Origin of the sequence: Nocardia yunnanensis, from assembly GCF_003626895.1 — a bacterium.
Taxonomy (GTDB): domain Bacteria; phylum Actinomycetota; class Actinomycetes; order Mycobacteriales; family Mycobacteriaceae; genus Nocardia; species Nocardia yunnanensis.
In genome coordinates this window covers 5356482-5371049 of the sequence record NZ_CP032568.1, presented here as the reverse complement: position 1 = coordinate 5371049, position 14568 = coordinate 5356482, and the positions used below count along the sequence as shown (strand labels likewise).

Annotated in this window: 18 protein-coding genes; 14 read left to right on the top strand and 4 right to left on the bottom strand. The window is 66.5% G+C overall.

Translation table 11 applies throughout. The annotated features are described in order from the left end of the window. Positions 1 to 26: 26 nt before the first annotated feature. From D7D52_RS39435 to D7D52_RS37985, 6 genes are all read left to right on the top strand, one after another. Positions 27 to 458, top strand: coding sequence for a hypothetical protein (locus tag D7D52_RS39435; protein WP_246024113.1), 432 nt, complete (start codon positions 27 to 29; stop codon positions 456 to 458). Next, complete coding sequence (locus D7D52_RS25265) at positions 455 to 733, top strand: hypothetical protein (protein WP_120740223.1); 279 nt, start codon at positions 455 to 457, stop codon at positions 731 to 733. Before D7D52_RS39435 ends, D7D52_RS25265 begins: the two co-directional genes overlap by 4 nt. Further along, entirely contained in the window at positions 733 to 1122 is a 390-nt protein-coding gene (locus D7D52_RS25260) for a hypothetical protein (protein WP_120740221.1), read from the top strand. Before D7D52_RS25265 ends, D7D52_RS25260 begins: the two co-directional genes overlap by 1 nt. Before the next feature lie 3 nt (positions 1123 to 1125). After that, positions 1126 to 1461: an LtfC-like domain-containing protein gene (locus D7D52_RS25255; RefSeq protein ID WP_120740219.1), complete on the top strand. Its 336-nt coding sequence runs from the start codon at positions 1126 to 1128 to the stop codon at positions 1459 to 1461. Positions 1462 to 1513: 52 nt separating this feature from the next. Continuing rightward, positions 1514 to 1879 carry a phage tail fiber protein gene (locus D7D52_RS25250; protein WP_222932671.1) on the top strand — a complete coding sequence of 122 codons (366 nt, stop codon included), beginning with the start codon at positions 1514 to 1516 and terminating at the stop codon, positions 1877 to 1879. Between the two features lie 252 nt (positions 1880 to 2131). Then, a complete protein-coding gene (locus D7D52_RS37985; RefSeq protein ID WP_162958521.1) occupies positions 2132 to 2947 on the top strand; it encodes a hypothetical protein in 816 nt (271 codons plus the stop codon). Here D7D52_RS37985 and D7D52_RS25240 read toward each other — a convergent pair. Together D7D52_RS25240 and D7D52_RS25230 are read right to left on the bottom strand one after the other, a co-directional pair. Continuing rightward, positions 2940 to 3683 carry a helix-turn-helix domain-containing protein gene (locus D7D52_RS25240; RefSeq protein WP_120740215.1) on the bottom strand — a complete coding sequence of 248 codons (744 nt, stop codon included), beginning with the start codon at positions 3681 to 3683 and terminating at the stop codon, positions 2940 to 2942. The two genes, D7D52_RS37985 and D7D52_RS25240, sit on opposite strands and share 8 nt — an antisense overlap. 522 nt (positions 3684 to 4205) lie before the next feature. Beyond that, entirely contained in the window at positions 4206 to 4706 is a 501-nt protein-coding gene (locus D7D52_RS25230; RefSeq protein ID WP_120744452.1) for a MarR family winged helix-turn-helix transcriptional regulator, read from the bottom strand. A 110-nt stretch (positions 4707 to 4816) separates the two neighbouring features. Between D7D52_RS25230 and D7D52_RS25225 the strand changes: the two genes are divergently transcribed. Both D7D52_RS25225 and D7D52_RS25220 read left to right on the top strand, forming a co-directional pair. After that, positions 4817 to 5782, top strand: a complete 966-nt coding sequence (locus D7D52_RS25225; RefSeq protein WP_120744451.1) for an EamA family transporter — start codon at positions 4817 to 4819, stop codon at positions 5780 to 5782. 49 nt (positions 5783 to 5831) lie between these two features. Then, entirely contained in the window at positions 5832 to 6470 is a 639-nt protein-coding gene (locus D7D52_RS25220) for an NAD(P)-dependent oxidoreductase (protein WP_120744450.1), read from the top strand. A 55-nt stretch (positions 6471 to 6525) separates the two neighbouring features. Here the strand turns inward: D7D52_RS25220 and D7D52_RS25215 are convergent, their stop codons facing one another. After that, positions 6526 to 7257, bottom strand: coding sequence for a S1 family peptidase (locus D7D52_RS25215; RefSeq protein ID WP_246023283.1), 732 nt, complete (start codon positions 7255 to 7257; stop codon positions 6526 to 6528). Between the two features lie 295 nt (positions 7258 to 7552). Here D7D52_RS25215 and D7D52_RS25210 point away from each other — a divergent pair, with 295 nt between their 5' ends. Both D7D52_RS25210 and D7D52_RS25205 read left to right on the top strand, forming a co-directional pair. After that, complete coding sequence (locus D7D52_RS25210) at positions 7553 to 8005, top strand: DUF4189 domain-containing protein (RefSeq protein WP_162958520.1); 453 nt, start codon at positions 7553 to 7555, stop codon at positions 8003 to 8005. An 80-nt stretch (positions 8006 to 8085) separates the two neighbouring features. Beyond that, a complete protein-coding gene (locus D7D52_RS25205; RefSeq protein WP_120740209.1) occupies positions 8086 to 8841 on the top strand; it encodes a MerR family transcriptional regulator in 756 nt (251 codons plus the stop codon). An 80-nt stretch (positions 8842 to 8921) separates the two neighbouring features. On the opposite strand, the gene D7D52_RS25200 is transcribed toward D7D52_RS25205, so the two are convergent. After that, entirely contained in the window at positions 8922 to 9488 is a 567-nt protein-coding gene (locus D7D52_RS25200; RefSeq protein ID WP_120740207.1) for a Uma2 family endonuclease, read from the bottom strand. 349 nt (positions 9489 to 9837) lie between these two features. Here D7D52_RS25200 and glf point away from each other — a divergent pair, with 349 nt between their 5' ends. Genes glf through D7D52_RS25180 form a run of 4 tightly spaced genes read left to right on the top strand, consistent with a single transcriptional unit; the run spans position 9838 to position 14553 of the window. Next, positions 9838 to 11055 carry a UDP-galactopyranose mutase gene (glf, locus tag D7D52_RS25195; RefSeq protein WP_120740205.1) on the top strand — a complete coding sequence of 406 codons (1218 nt, stop codon included), beginning with the start codon at positions 9838 to 9840 and terminating at the stop codon, positions 11053 to 11055. Next, positions 11052 to 12998, top strand: coding sequence for a glycosyltransferase (locus D7D52_RS25190; RefSeq protein ID WP_120740203.1), 1947 nt, complete (start codon positions 11052 to 11054; stop codon positions 12996 to 12998). Before glf ends, D7D52_RS25190 begins: the two co-directional genes overlap by 4 nt. Then, the gene (locus D7D52_RS25185) at positions 12995 to 13579 is read left to right on the top strand and encodes a phosphatase PAP2 family protein (protein ID WP_120740200.1); all 585 of its coding nucleotides are present in this window, start codon (positions 12995 to 12997) and stop codon (positions 13577 to 13579) included. Before D7D52_RS25190 ends, D7D52_RS25185 begins: the two co-directional genes overlap by 4 nt. Before the next feature lie 26 nt (positions 13580 to 13605). Next, positions 13606 to 14553 carry a decaprenyl-phosphate phosphoribosyltransferase gene (locus tag D7D52_RS25180; RefSeq protein WP_120740198.1) on the top strand — a complete coding sequence of 316 codons (948 nt, stop codon included), beginning with the start codon at positions 13606 to 13608 and terminating at the stop codon, positions 14551 to 14553. Positions 14554 to 14568 lie beyond the last annotated feature (15 nt).

The following is a 14568-nucleotide window of genomic DNA, read 5'->3' as shown; positions in this document are numbered from 1 at the left end:
AGATCGGCTCCCCGGACGTCTCTCAGGTGCCGGGGCTGATCCAGTCGAGCTACGTCGGCGGTACCGGATTCGCCACCGAGCTCTATCCGGGATACACCTCGCCGTACTGGAATGGCTTCGGCGGCAAGGCCGTCGATCTGCTCCAGTTCACCGATGCGGCTCAGGTCGCCGGACACACAGTCGACGCCAACGCGTTTCGCGGCAGCCTCGACGACCTGCGTCGCCTGCTCGGGCTGACGCCACCTACTACGCAGGGAGACCTCATGGCGCTGACCGATGCGCAGCAAACGGATCTCTATCAGAAGATTCAGGACATCTGGGGGCAGCTGCTCGGTCCCGACGGCCACGGCTGGCCCCAGCTGGGTCAGAACCCCGAGGGCAAGAACCTGACCCTGGTCGACGCCGTTGCGAAGGTCGGCGGTCAAATCCTTGCGGCACAGCCGAAAGCGGCCCCGTGAGTGCCGGTGACGTGGTCGCCCGCAACGCGAAGACGGTGGTCTCGGCCATCGGCGGAGTGATCAACGTGCTCGCCGTGGCGGCACTGCTCTTCCAGTACGCGCCGTCGTCGGTTGCGGGCTACGGGGCTGCGGTGCTGACCGCAGTCGAGGTCCTGCGCAGCGTGAATGTCTGGATCGTCAGGAACGAGTCCGTGATCGCGGCGGCCGCGCAGGCGGGCAGCGAGCTCGTCACAGCCCTGGAAAATCCCCACCTCGCGGGGTCCGAGGTCGCCTGATGCCGCTAGTCGAGACCACGGTGCTCAGCGCCGCGACCTTCCTCGGCGGCACCGGTGCATCCGCGTTCTTCGCCTGGCTGCGCGCTCGCGTCCGAGCGCCCGCGGAGAATCTGCGCAACGAGATCTCCGTGGCCAAGGACGTCAACGAGATGGCGCTGGCCACACTCGCCCGGGTGTCGGAAGAACTGCGCGTCGTCACCCATCGCCTGGATGCGGTAGAGGCCGCACAGGAGGCTTCGATCCGTGAATTGGACCGGGTCACAGTGCTTTTCCGAGAGGCGCTGGTGGTGTTGCGCGGTGTCATAGAGGCCGCGCGCGCGGGCCGCGTCCCCGAACTGCACCTGTCACCGGAACTGATGGACGAGGTCCAACACCATCAAGAAAGGTAAGACATGACCGCACCCGTCGATCCCGGATTCCTGGGATACCAACCGACGATCGAACCCCTCAAACTGACCACCGGCGCGAGCTTCGTGCAGACCATTCAGCCTTCCGGCGGGGTCCAGTTCCCGGCGAACACCGCGGTGAAGATCGTGTTCACCGCGCCCGGCGGCGCTGTGCTGGATACCTGGAATGCCACCGTCACCGCGACCGCGGCCACCTGGGCCGTGTCGAATGTGACCGCCGATGCCATTCCGGCGAACTCTCGCTACACCCTGCTGGTCACCTATGCCTCCGCGCCACCCGTCACGTACGCCTGGTACGAGGGCACGGTCCTTCGCACCTAGTCGAACCTCAATTCCCTCTGTCACAACATATCCCGCTCGAAAAGGAGTCGTCATGACCATCGCCGTCAACGCAACCAAGACCGCCCTCTGCAACGCCTACGTCGGTATGGGCGGCAGCAACGTCGTCTACGTCTCGGTGCACACCGGTGACCCGGGCTCGACCGGCATCAACGAGGCCAGCGGTGGTTCCCCCGCGTATGCCCGTAAGGCCACCACGTGGGGATCCGTGGTCAACGGTCAGGTCACGGGTTCTCAGGTAGCCATCGACGTGCCGGGCAACTTCACCTACAACTACGCCGGGCTGTGGAAGACGGCTACCGGCGGCCAGGCCGACTTCATCGACAAGGTCGCCATTGCGCCCACCACGCTGAGCGCTCAGGGCCAGCTGTTGATCACCCCGACCTTCACGGTCAGCTGACGGCTGAGGACTCGGAATCCTCTCAACCACAATAGAATCGGAGAGCGCTGTGACAGCACCAGGACAGGTGATCACCGCGACACCACCCGCCGCGCCGACAGCGGTCTCCGCTGTCCCGGCGCCGCCGACAGCGACGGTCGCTCTACCGACCCAGTCGGTTGTCGTGATCGACGGAAGGCTGGTACCCGTCATCCCGCCGTTCCTGAGCCCCGCGCTCGGGGGCGTGGGAACCTTGGCCGCATCGTGCCGAGCTTGGACGGCATTGTCGGGCAACGGTGCCGGGACCGGTGTGCTTCCACGGTCCTGACGGCCATGCAGCCCATCACCGCATACTTCGGCAGCGCGGGAGTATGCGGAGCACCGGTGGTTGTCGGTGGCGGCGGCAAAGTGGCCGTCTCCGCCTTGTTCGCGACAGAGGGTCTTCCGCGCACGGTCAATGCCTCCTTTGCGGGCACGTGCGGCCTGTCAGCCGCGGTTACGTCGATCGCGGCCGTCGCGGCTCCGTTCGGCGGCAGCGGCGTAGCGAACGGCGTCCAGCCCATCTCGAGGGGCGTCGCGTTCGGCGCCGTGGGATCCGCGAGCGCGGTGACCGGGCAGCCTGTTCAACTGGCGGGCAGCGGAGCCTTGAGTTGCGCTGTGGCAACGGGGCTGCGGCCGTCCGGTATGACCAAGAGCGCGGCGGCGGCGTGGTCCACCTCGACCAACGGACTGTATTCGCAGATCACCGGTTGGATCCCGGATAGCACGAACTATCCTGGGTCGAGCGTGAGCAGCGATGCTCTCCTCGCACCGAGTGCCAAGGCGAACGCCAACCTGTCGGCTTCCATCGTGTTCAGCGGCGCTTCCTTCACCACCATGAACGTGACATTGCAACTGGCGGTGAATAATTCCGCCGTGATCACGGGTACGGCGAAGTCCGTGCCCGCAGGATCGACCGCCACCGTCACCGTCAGCGGTGCGGCAACGCTCAACGCGAACGACAAGGTGACGGTGCTGGCGGCGACGGATTCCTCGTTGCAGGCCGCCACGGTCGGCACGAACACGGCATCGTATGTGCGAATCAGCTGATCGGGTCCCGGGCCCGTAGCCCTTTGTGTGGCAAAGCGATCAGTCGGCAAAACCACCACGCGCGCTGTGGATATTCTGGTGAATAGATTCGTACCCGCAGTCGCTTGGTCTGTCGACTGTTCAGGTCTCGGACGAAAATTCGGCCATCGAAGTCATTGCGAGGCTTGCTGTTCCACAGCTCGTCCCACTCGGCTGCGGTATGGCATCTGCGTACCAGGCCCGACACTTGGGTATCGGTGGCGATGTTGGGCGCGAGTTGGCGGATGCTGTGCAGGCAGCGGTGCGCTTCCTTGCGCCATTCCACGATCACCTTGCGGGCCAATGGTTCGACGAACAGCCATTCCACGAAGCTCATGCCTGGTCCGAGACCAGGGAAGGTGCGCTGGTGGGCAGCGTTCGCGGCGACGATCGTGAAGAGCGGCAGAGTGTAGAAGCTGGCGGGATCCGCTAGCGCGGCGAGATCGGCGAGGTCGTCGGCCCCGGGCGCGGCCGTCGCCGGCGGCGAGCCGAAGAGGCCGGGCAGCCCCAAGTCGAGGATGTGTTTGCGGTACATCGGCGACACGTCCAGTTGATCGAACAGGATCTGCAGCGAATGCAGCGTCGGCGGTCTGGTCCCCAGTTCGATCTTCTCGATCAACGAGACCGACAAGTTGGCCTTCCTGGCCAGTTCGGTGCGCGTCAGCCAGGCGTCCTCGCGGCGTTGGCGGATGTACTCACCGAACAGGTTGTCAGCCAACTGGCCTCACCTCTCCCGCAGATGTTTGTATTGCGTTCTGTATTGCGGGGTCTCCCACGGATTGTGCGGATGGAGTTCGTTGAACTCTCATCCCGTTACTCCGGATAATAGAACACATGTTCGAACGATAGCTCAAATGCTGCCGTTGGCCGCGATGGCGGGGCGGGGGGTGGCGCGGGGCTAGGGGTGGAAGGCGGTCCTGTGGACTGGATGGGCAGATGTGTCGGGGCGCGGGTTGGGCGGGCCATGGAGCGGGCGGAGGTGGGTGTCGTGGACCTGGGGAAACAGCTGGGGATGGCGGATGGCGAGTTGGCCGCGCGGATGGCACGGCCTGGCTCGCTTCGGGTGAACGAGCTCATTCTTCTCGCCGTGGCGCTCGGTCATGAGGTTCACGAACTGCTTCCGGCCGCTGATTGCTTGCCCGGCAAGGGTTGTGCGGCCTGTTCCGGTGGAAATTGATCGGCTGCACGGTGATCGGACAAAGCGGCGCTCTCGCAAAGAGGGCGCCGCCTTTTCGTGTTTTCAGTCCAGGGAGGTGTCGCCGAGGGATTCGGCGAACTTGCGGAGTAGGGGGATGAGGGATTCGCGGTCGATTGGGGAGAGGGTGGCCAGGAGGCGGTGTTCGTTTTCCATGTGGAGGGGGAGGAGTTTGTCGACGAGGGCTCGGCCGGTGTCGGTGAGGACGACTTTGATGGCTCGGCGGTCGGTGGGGTCGGGGACTCGGGCTACCCAGCCTTTGGCCGTCAGGCGGTCGATGCGGTTGGTGATGGCGCCGGAGGTGAGCATGGCGGCCTTGTTGAGGGCGCCGGCGGACAGGCCGGATTCGTTGCCGGCGCGGCGGAGGGTGGCCAGGACGTCGAATTCCCAGCGTTCGAGGCCGTGGATGCGGAAGAAGTCGGAGAGTTCCTTGTCGCAGAGGCGGCCGAGGCGGGAGAGGCGGCCGAAGATCTCCATGGGGGAGGTGTCGACGTCGGGGCGCTGTTCGCGCCAGGCGGCGGTGATCTGGTCGACGGCGTCGGGCACGGTGACCTGGTCCTTTCGGCTCGGCAATAAAGTTCAACGTTGAGATACTTGACACTGAGGTATCAAGATGATTTTATCTCAACATTGAGATTATCAATGAGGAGATGAAGATGACCACCGCACGCACCGGACTCGCCGGGACGCTCGCCCTCACCGGGCTGGCGCCGCTGGTTTGGGGCTCGACCTACTACGTCACCACCACGTTCCTGCCGCCGGACCGCCCGATGTTCACCGCGCTCATGCGGGTGCTGCCCGCGGGCCTGCTGTTGCTGGCCCTGACCCGGAAACTGCCGCACGGGCAATGGATTACGCGTGCGTTCGCGCTGGGTGCGCTGAACATCGGCCTGTTCACGGCGCTGCTGTTCGTGGCCGCCTACCGACTGCCGGGCGGTGTCGCGGCGGTGATCACCTCGTCGGCGCCGCTGTTCGCGGTGGGCTTCGCGGCGGCCGCCGGGCTCGAAAGGCTCAGCGCCCGAAAGATCGTGGCGGGCTTGATCGGATTGGGCGGCGTCGCCCTCGTGGTTCTCAAGGCCACGGCCGCCCTCGATACTCTCGGCGTGATCGCCGGACTGGCCGCGGCCATCGCCATGGGCAGCGGCACCATTCTGACCAAGCGCTGGGGTCGCCCCGACGGGGTCAGCCCGCTGGCCATGACCGGCTGGCAGCTGACGGCGGGCGGGCTCCTGCTGCTGCCGGTGGCCGCCATCGCCGAGGGCATGCCGCCCGCGCTGGATGCTCGCAATATCGGCGGTTACCTCTTCCTGGGCCTGATCGGCACGGCCGTCGCCTACGCCCTGTGGTTCCGCGGCATCGCCAAGGCCAGCGCCACCTCGGTGCAGTTCCTCGGTCTGCTGAGCCCGCTCTCGGCGACCATCATCGGCTGGGTCGCGCTCGGCCAGTCGCTGGCCCCGCTGCAGATCCTGGGCATGGTCATCGCCCTGGGCGGCACCCTGCTGGGCCAGACCGGATCGGGCCCGAGCACAAAGGATTCCGCGCCGGGAGCGCCGAAGTCCGAGCCGCGGACGCGTGCGGGCGCGGCGGAGACCTTCACCGCCAAGATCCGCCTCGCGGCCTGACCGGATTCCTCTCGAAGCAGCGCAAGTGCAATTCAAGGAGCGAAACACCATGCAGATCACAGTGTTCGGAGCCAGCGGGGACGCCGGCAGCCGGATCGTCACCGAAGCCCTGCGCCGCGGCCACCAGGTGCGCGCCGTCGCCCGCCACGCCGACCGGCTGCGCGCGCTCCCCGAACAGGTCGAGGTCTGGGCCGCCGACGCCACCGACCCAGCGCAGGTCGAAAAGGCCGCCGCCGGAAGCGAAGTCGTGATCAGCGCGACGCGCCCGGCCGTCGGCCGCGAACACGAACTGGCCGAGGTCGCCGCCGCACTCCTGGAAGGCTTGGCGGACAGCGCATCCCGGCTGTTGGTGGTCGGCGGCGCGGGCAGCCTGCTGGTCCCCGGTACCGGACTGACGCTCGCCGACCAGCCCGATTTCCCGGCCTACCTGATCCCCATCGCCACAGCCGGCGCGCGGCAGCTCGAAACCTTCCGCGAGACAACCCATCAGGTCGACTGGCTCTACCTGAGCCCGGCCGCCCTGTTCGAACCCGGCGAGCGCACCGGCGCCTACCGACTCGGCGCCGACGAGATGCTCGTCGACGAGGCGGGCAATTCCTCGATCTCCATGGAGGACATGGCGATTGCCGTCCTCGATCAGGCCGAGCGACCCGGCCACCATCGCACCCGCATCACCGTCGGATATTGAAGAACACGAAAACGGGGCGTGACCGAGAAGGTCACGCCCCGTTTTCGGCAGTGCGTCAGGCGACGTGGAACCCCGCGCCCGCCCCGCCATTGCGGTCGATATCCGCCAGCACGGCCGAGATGTTGGTGGCCAGCTCCGGCTCGTGGATCAGGTTGCCGCCGCCCTCGCACAGCGGCAGCTCGACGTCGATCGGGCCGAGCTTGAAGTCGGTGCCCGCCACGACCATTCCCACCAGCTGATCGCCGCGCAGCACCGGCGCACCGGAGTCGCCGTGGTTGGCGCACACCTGGCTGCGGAAGGTCAGGGCCTTGGTCTCCCAGACCGGTCCGCAGGTGAAGCCGGTGGTGCGGCCGTTCTTGCAGACGTTCTCACCGATCTGCGGCGGCGCGCCGACCGAATTGATCACCGACTGCGCGACCGTACGGGTCGGGGTCACCCGGTCCGGGTTGAAAACAATGATGGCCCAGTCCATGTCGGCGCTCTTGTTGGCGATGACACCGATGCCGCCGCTGCGGGTGTACTCGGCCGCGACCCGCGCGCCGACCTCACCGCAGTGGCCGGCGGTCAGGCCGACGAGCTGGTTCTTGTTGTCGTAGCCCACCGCCGTCAGGGTGCAGTCACTGACGGAGTCCGACGAAGTGAGATCCTCGACGTACACCCCGGAGCCACCGCCGAGCACCACCGGCGCGGCGGCGTCCGCGGGCGCGCCGAACAGGAGCGTGGCGCTCACGGCGGTGGCGGCGACGGCCGCCCAGTGCAGAACTCGGGCGCGGCCCGCAGAGAACATTTGGATTTTCCTCATCCCCCGAAAATCTAGTCGTGCGCGCGCGGAAATCGGGAGCGCCGGCAGCGCGCACGCGGAGCATGTCACGCCGGAAACCGAGAAGCAAGTCCTTGCGGCGATGACCGATTGGGTGACCTATTCGGAAGGCTTTGCGGGGCAGTCGGTTCCGGTCCGAGCGAAACGGACTTGGCCGTGTCGGTGGCCCGTGATACAAATCCGGGCAGTGGTGATCGCACCACCGAGTGCAACCGGAGCGGCCATTCCTGCGCGGCCGCTTCCAAATGGGGAGAATTTTTCAATGGCTTTCTCGGGCAAACTCGCCCTGACCATGTTCGTTTCGGCTGCCGCCGTGCTGGTTTCGACGTTCGGCGCGGGTCCCGCCGGCGCCGAGCGCGGGCCGGACGGCTCGCTCTACGGCTCGCTGGCGCTGAGCACCGACGGCGGCACCTTCTACGGCGCGGCCTGGAACTATCCGAACTGGGGTTCCTCCGACGCCGACGCCATCGGTCAGTGCGCGCACCGCGGCTGCAAGGTCATGGCGCAGTTCCGCGACGGCTGCGGATCCATCGCCGAGAGCGCGGATCACACCTACTACTACGGCGGTTCGGGTCGCAACCGCGCCGAGGCCGAGCAGGACGCCATGAACCGGCTCACCAACTGGATGCCCTCGCCGCCGGCCATGTTCGGTTCCTCCGCGCCGCCCAAGCAGTCCGTGCACGTCCGCTACACCCAGTGCACCGACGGCGCGTAAATTCATCCTTGACCTTGACGCTACGTCAACTTGCATCCTGAATTCGTCGAGGAGAACGAGAGGATACGAAAGGCCGGGCAGTGACAGCCGAATGGTCGATCCAGGAATTGGCGAAGGTGGCCCACACCACCAGCCGCACGCTGCGGCATTACGGTGAGCTGGGACTGCTTCCGCCGAGCCGGATCGGATCCAATGGCTATCGCTATTACGACCAGGAATCCCTCGTGCGGTTGCAGCGCATCCTTTTGCTCCGGGAACTCGGCCTCGGCCTGCCGGCCATCGCCGAAGTCCTCGCGGGACAAAAGGACGCCGCCACCGCCTTGCGCGCCCATCTGGAATTGCTGAAACAGGAGCAGGACCGGATCGCGCGGCAAATCGCCTCGGTGCGAACCACATTGCGCAAAACGGAAGCAGGTGAGCAACTCGTGGCAGACGAGGTTTTCGACGGATTCGACCACGCCCAGTACAAGGACGAGGTCATCGAACGGTGGGGCAAGGAGGCGTGGGACAACAGCAACCGCTGGTGGAACTCGAAATCCGAGGCCGAACGCAAGGCGCACCTCCAAACCCACACCGACATCGCGGCCGACTACGGCCGCGCCCACGCAGCCGGCCTGCCGGTCGACGCCGACGAGGTGCAGGCCATCGTGCAGCGGCACTACGACTGGCTCAGCAGCACCCCCACCAACGGCCCGGTCGGCGCCCAGTACTTCAACGGCCTGGCCGACATGTACGTAGCCGACCCGCGTTTCGCCAAGAACTACGACGTGCACGGTGAAGGAACCGCCGAGTACGTCCGCGACGCGATGCACGTCTACTCCGCGGCCCGGCTGTAGCGACCGCCGCACGACCGTAGCCCCCGACGACCGATGCCGGAAGGGGCTGCGGGCGTGAGCATTCCGGTGCGGTCCGGCGATCAGTGGCCTAGGTCGGCGAGCTCGATCTCCATGGTGAAAGGCCAGGAAGTCCGGAGCAGCTTTCGGTGGACATCGATGGGGGAGTACTGGCCCAAAGTCTCGTCCAGCCGGAAGGTGTAGACCGCCGGTTGGAAGTCCTCGGCCTCGATGCGCCAGAAATATGGAATCCCCGCGTGGGCATAGTCCATCGGCCGGATCATTCGATCCTTCCGGCGAGTGCCCGGCGAGACGATCTCTACCGCAAGGTGGACGGCGGCCTTCGGGTAGACGTTCGCGTCGGGCAAGGCGGCGGCCATATCGATGACCAGAATGTCCGGTACGGGCGCGAAGTCCTCGGTGATTTCGATTGCCTGCTCCACCTCGACCGACAGGTTCGAAGGACAGACCGCTTCCATGGCGACGGCCAAGTGACGCTGGACCCGGTTGTGCCAGCGCGTGGCTGATGCCATCATCACGGCCACACCGTCCTCGAGTTCGAAGCGGAAACCCGGGTCGTAGCCAGCCCGGACATCAGCGACGGTCAGCCCGCCCGGCGCGGTCTCGAAGCGATGCGGCTCGGCTGTCACGACACCTCCCTGGGATTCCTACCTCAGCGTAGACCGGCGCGCTGGGGCATTGCCCGTTACCGTGCGAGTCCCCCGGCGTGCCTCCCCAAACTCGCCTACGTATAGATCTGCGCCTCGTCCGCGGCCCCGCCCCACCCGATGTTCTGAACCCGCCCTCCCCACCCACCGGAGTGGCCCCCGCAGGTTCGCGGCCCGGCTCGATTCTGGACTGCGCTCCGCCTCCCCGCGCTTGGAGCGGGGGAGCGAAGCGGAGGAGGGAAGGAGGGAAGAATCGAGCTTGCAGGGCCGCGAACCCGCCCGGAGCGAAGCGGAGGGCAAATGAAACCCAGCCCCGGCGCGGTTTCGGGGGATGCCGGTACGCTGGGCACCCGTGACCGTCGCAACCCCCTTCGACCTCATTGTTGTCGGCTCCGGCTTCTTCGGGCTGACCGTCGCGGAACGCACCGCCAAACTGCTCGGCAAGCGAGTCCTGGTGGTGGACCGTCGCTATCACCTGGGCGGGAACGCCTACTCGGAGGCGGATCCGGAAACCGGAATCGAGGTCCACAAGTACGGGGCCCATCTGTTTCACACGTCCAACAAGCGCGTGTGGGATTACGTCAACGAGTTCACCGAGTTCACCAACTATCAGCACCGCGTCTACGGCCTGCACAAGGGGCAGGCGTACCCGCTGCCCATGGGGCTGGGCATGATCTCGCAGTTCTTCGGCCGCTACTACACGCCGGACGAGGCGCGTGCGCTCATCGCCGAGCAGTCGGCGGAGATCGACAGCAAGGACGTGACCAATCTCGAGGAGAAGGGCATCTCGCTGATCGGGCGCCCGCTCTACGAGGCGTTCATTCGCGATTACACGGCCAAGCAGTGGCAGACCGATCCCAAGGAACTGCCGTCGAGCATCATCACCCGGCTGCCGGTCCGCTACACCTTCGACAACCGCTACTTCAACGACACCTACGAGGGTCTGCCCAAGGACGGCTACACCGCGTGGCTGTCGAAGATGGCCGAGCACCCCAATATCGAGGTGCGCCTGAACACCGACTGGTTCGACGTGCGCGAGCAGATCCGCGCCGAGAGCCCGGACGCCCCGGTCGTCTACACCGGCCCGCTGGACCAGTACTTCGACTACAGCGAAGGCGAACTCGGCTGGCGCACCATCGATTTCGAGACCGAGGTGCTCGAAACCGGTGACTTCCAGGGCATCCCGGTGATGAACTACAACGATGCGGACGTGCCGTTCACCCGCATCATCGAGCCGCGCCACTTCCATCCGGAGCGCGACTACCCGAACGACAAGACGGTCATCATGCGCGAGTTCTCGCGCTTCGCCCAGACCGGCGACGAACCGTACTACCCCATCAACACCCCGGACGACCGCGCCAAGCTGCTCGCCTACCGTGAGCGCGCCAAGGCCGAAACCGCCTCCGCGAAGGTGGTTTTCGGTGGCCGCCTGGGCACCTACCAGTACCTGGACATGCACATGGCCATCGGCGCGGCGCTCAGCATGTTCGACAATGTGCTGCGCCCGCATCTGGAATCCGGTGCACCGCTGGTGGACTCCGCCGAATGACCGCCCAACTGACTCGGGAAGACATGAGCACCGAGACCCGCGCCGTATCCCTGCTCCAGCGCGTCATCCTGCCCCGGCCGGGTGAGCCGCTCGACGTCCGCAAGCTGTACCTCGAGGAATCCGAGACCAATGCCCGTCGCGCGCACGCGATCACGCGGACCGCGCTGGCCATCGGCGCGGAGTCCGAGGTCTCCTTCTGCACCTATTTCAACGCCGTCCCGGCCAGTTACTGGCGCCGCTGGAGCGTGCTGAAGTCGGTGGTGCTGAAGCTCGAGCTCTCCGGCCACGGCCGGGTGGACGTCTACCGTTCCAAGGCGGACGGTTCGCGAATTCACGTGCAGGGCAACGAGTTCAGCACGCCGGGCGATGGCGCGGCGGCCGCGGACTTCGTCGAGTTCGAGGTGGATCTGGGCCCGTTCGAGGACGGCGGCTGGATCTGGTTCGACATCACCACCGACAGCCATGTCGAAATGCGCAGCGGCGGTTGGTACGCGCCGATCGAGGCGCCGGGTGAGGGCAGCATCGCCGTCGGCATGCCGACCTTCAATCGCCCCACCGACGCGGTGAAGACGCTGACCGCGCTCGGCTCGGATCCCTTGGTGCTGGAGAAGATCCAGGCCGTCATCATTCCCGACCAGGGCAACCGCAAGGTGGTGGACGAGCCCGGCTTCACCGAGGCCGCGGCCCGCCTGGGCGGCCGGCTGGCGATTCACGATCAGCCGAATCTCGGTGGCTCCGGCGGTTACAGCCGGGTCATGTACGAGGCGCTCGAGACCACCGATGCCGAGTACATCGTCTACATGGACGACGACATCGAGATCGAGCCGGACTGCATCCTGCGCGCGCTGGCGTTCTCACGTTTCGCCAAGTCGCCCATCCTGACCGGCGGCCAGATGCTCAACCTGCAGGAGCGTTCGCACCTGCACGTGATGGGCGAGGTGGTGGACCGCTCCATCTTCATGTGGACCGCGGCCCCCAACGTCGAGTACGACCACGATTTCGCGAAGAACCCGCTGCGCGACCGTGACAACTCCAAGCTGCTGCACCGGCGCATCGACGTCGACTTCAACGGCTGGTGGACCTGCGTGATCCCGCGCCAAGTGGCCGAGGAGATCGGGCAGCCGCTGCCGCTGTTCCTCAAGTGGGACGACGTCGAATACGGTTTGCGCGCAAGGGAACACGGCTACCCGACCGTCACCCTCGCGGGTGCGGCGGTATGGCACATGGCCTGGTCCGACAAGGACGACGCCATCGACTGGCAGGCCTACTTCCACCTGCGCAACCGCCTGGTGGTCGCCTCCCTGCACCTGCCCAACGACGGCCGCCCGATGGTGGTCAACACCATCAAGGCGACGCTGAAACACCTGCTGTGCCTGGAGTATTCGACGGTCGCCATCCAGAACGAGGCGATCCGCGACTACCTGGCCGGCCCGGAAAAACTGTTCGAGCTGCTGCCGACCGCGCTGGGCAAGGTGCACGCCATGCGCAAGGAGTACCCGGACGCGGTGGTGCTGCCGTCCTCCACCGAACTGCCGCTGGCCTCGCACGCCGAGGTCGGCGCGGTCGGCGAGCCGGGCAATCCGCTGGGCAAGGTCGTGCGCCTGGGCAAGGGCGTACTGCACAACTTCCGCAAGGCCAACCCCCAGCATCACGACACCCCGCAGCTGAACGTCCCCACGCTGGACGCCCGCTGGTTCCTGCTGTCGCAGGTGGACGGCGTCACCGTTACCACCGCCGACGGCCGCGGCGTCGTCTACCGTAAGCGGGATCCGCGGAAGGCCATGGAGCTGTTCAAGGAAGCGATGCGCCTGCGCAAGGAGCTGGCCGAGCGCTTCCCGGAGGTGCGCGAGCAGTACCGTCGCGCGCACGCGCACCTGACCAGCAAGGCCGCGTGGGAGAACGTCTTCGGTATCGATACTGAGTCAAGGAACGAGCCCAAATGACGGCTGCACAGCCAACTTCGAGCCCGGACCGCGGCCTGCACGTGGTCCCGGACGCACCGGCGGCCCCGGTCGCGTCCCCGGCCGAGGTCAAGATCATCAACCTGGTGCAGGGCACCCTCGGACAGCATCCGAACGTGGTGAAGGCCGCGCGCGGCATGTCGCATTTCGGTGAGCATTCGCTGGGCTGGCTGGGCATCGCCGCGGTCGGCGCGCTGGTCGACAAGCCGCGCCGCCGCGAGTGGGCGGGCGTGGCGGTCGGCGCTTTCGGCGCGCACGCCGCATCCGTGGTGATCAAGCGGATCGTCCGCCGCAAGCGTCCGCACGATCCGTCCGTGCAGGTCAACGTGTCGACGCCGTCGAAGTTGAGCTTCCCGTCCTCGCACGCGACCTCGACAACGGCGGCGGCGGTGTTGCTCGGCAGGCTCGCCGGGCTACCCTTGCCTGCGGTGCTCGTCCCGCCGATGCTGCTCTCCCGAGTCGTCCTCGGCGTGCACTACCCCACCGACGTGCTCGCGGGTTCGGCGCTCGGCGCCGCGTCCGCGGCCGCCGTGCTCGCCGCCGAAAAGAGACTCGCGAAGTGACCGCCCAGGAAAGAGCCATCGTTGACATGAGCGAAGAGCCGACCAGCACCGATCTAGCAGAGGCGGTCATCAAGGGACCGCCGAAGACGTTGGGCGGTGGCCTGATCAAGGCCATGCGTCCGCGCCAGTGGGTCAAGAACGTGCTGGTCCTGGCCGCGCCGCTGGCCGCCGGCAAGACCGCCACCGGCGACCTGGTGATCACCGACCTGTCAGTGCTCGGGCATGTGGCGCTGGCCTTCGTGGTGTTCTGCATGGCCGCCTCGGGCATCTACCTGGTCAACGACGCGCTCGACGTCGAGGCCGACCGGGCGCACCCGACCAAGCGCTTCCGGCCCATCGCCGCCGGCGTGGTGCCGGTCAACCTGGCCTACGGGCTCTCGGTGGTGCTGCTGGGCGGATCGATCCTGCTGTCGTTCACCGCGAACTGGCATCTGGCCGTGGTGATGGCGGTCTACATCGGCATCCAGCTGGCCTACTGCTTCGGCCTCAAGCACCAGGCCGTGCTCGACATCTGCATCGTGTCCTCGGGCTTCCTGCTGCGCGCGGTCGCCGGCGGCGTCGCCTCCGATATCCGCCTGTCCCAGTGGTTCCTGCTGATCATGGCCTTCGGCTCGCTGTTCATGGCGACCGGAAAACGCTACGCCGAGTTGAAGATCGCGCTCGACACCGGCGCCAAGATCCGCAAGTCGCTGGAGTACTACACGCCGACCTACCTGCGTTTCGTGTGGACCCTGTCCGCGACCGCGGTGGTGGTGTTCTACGGTCTGTGGGCGTTCGAGCAGGACAAGAACAAGGACACCATCTGGTTCGCCATCTCCATGATCCCGTTCACCATCGCCATCATGCGGTACGCGGTGGACGTCGACCGCGGCGAAGCGGGTGAGCCCGAAGAGATCGCCCTGGGGGACCGCGTCCTCCAGTTCCTCGCAATCGCCTTGATCGGAGCGGTAGGTGTCGCTGTCTATCTCACCTGACGTGGTAGAGGGAGA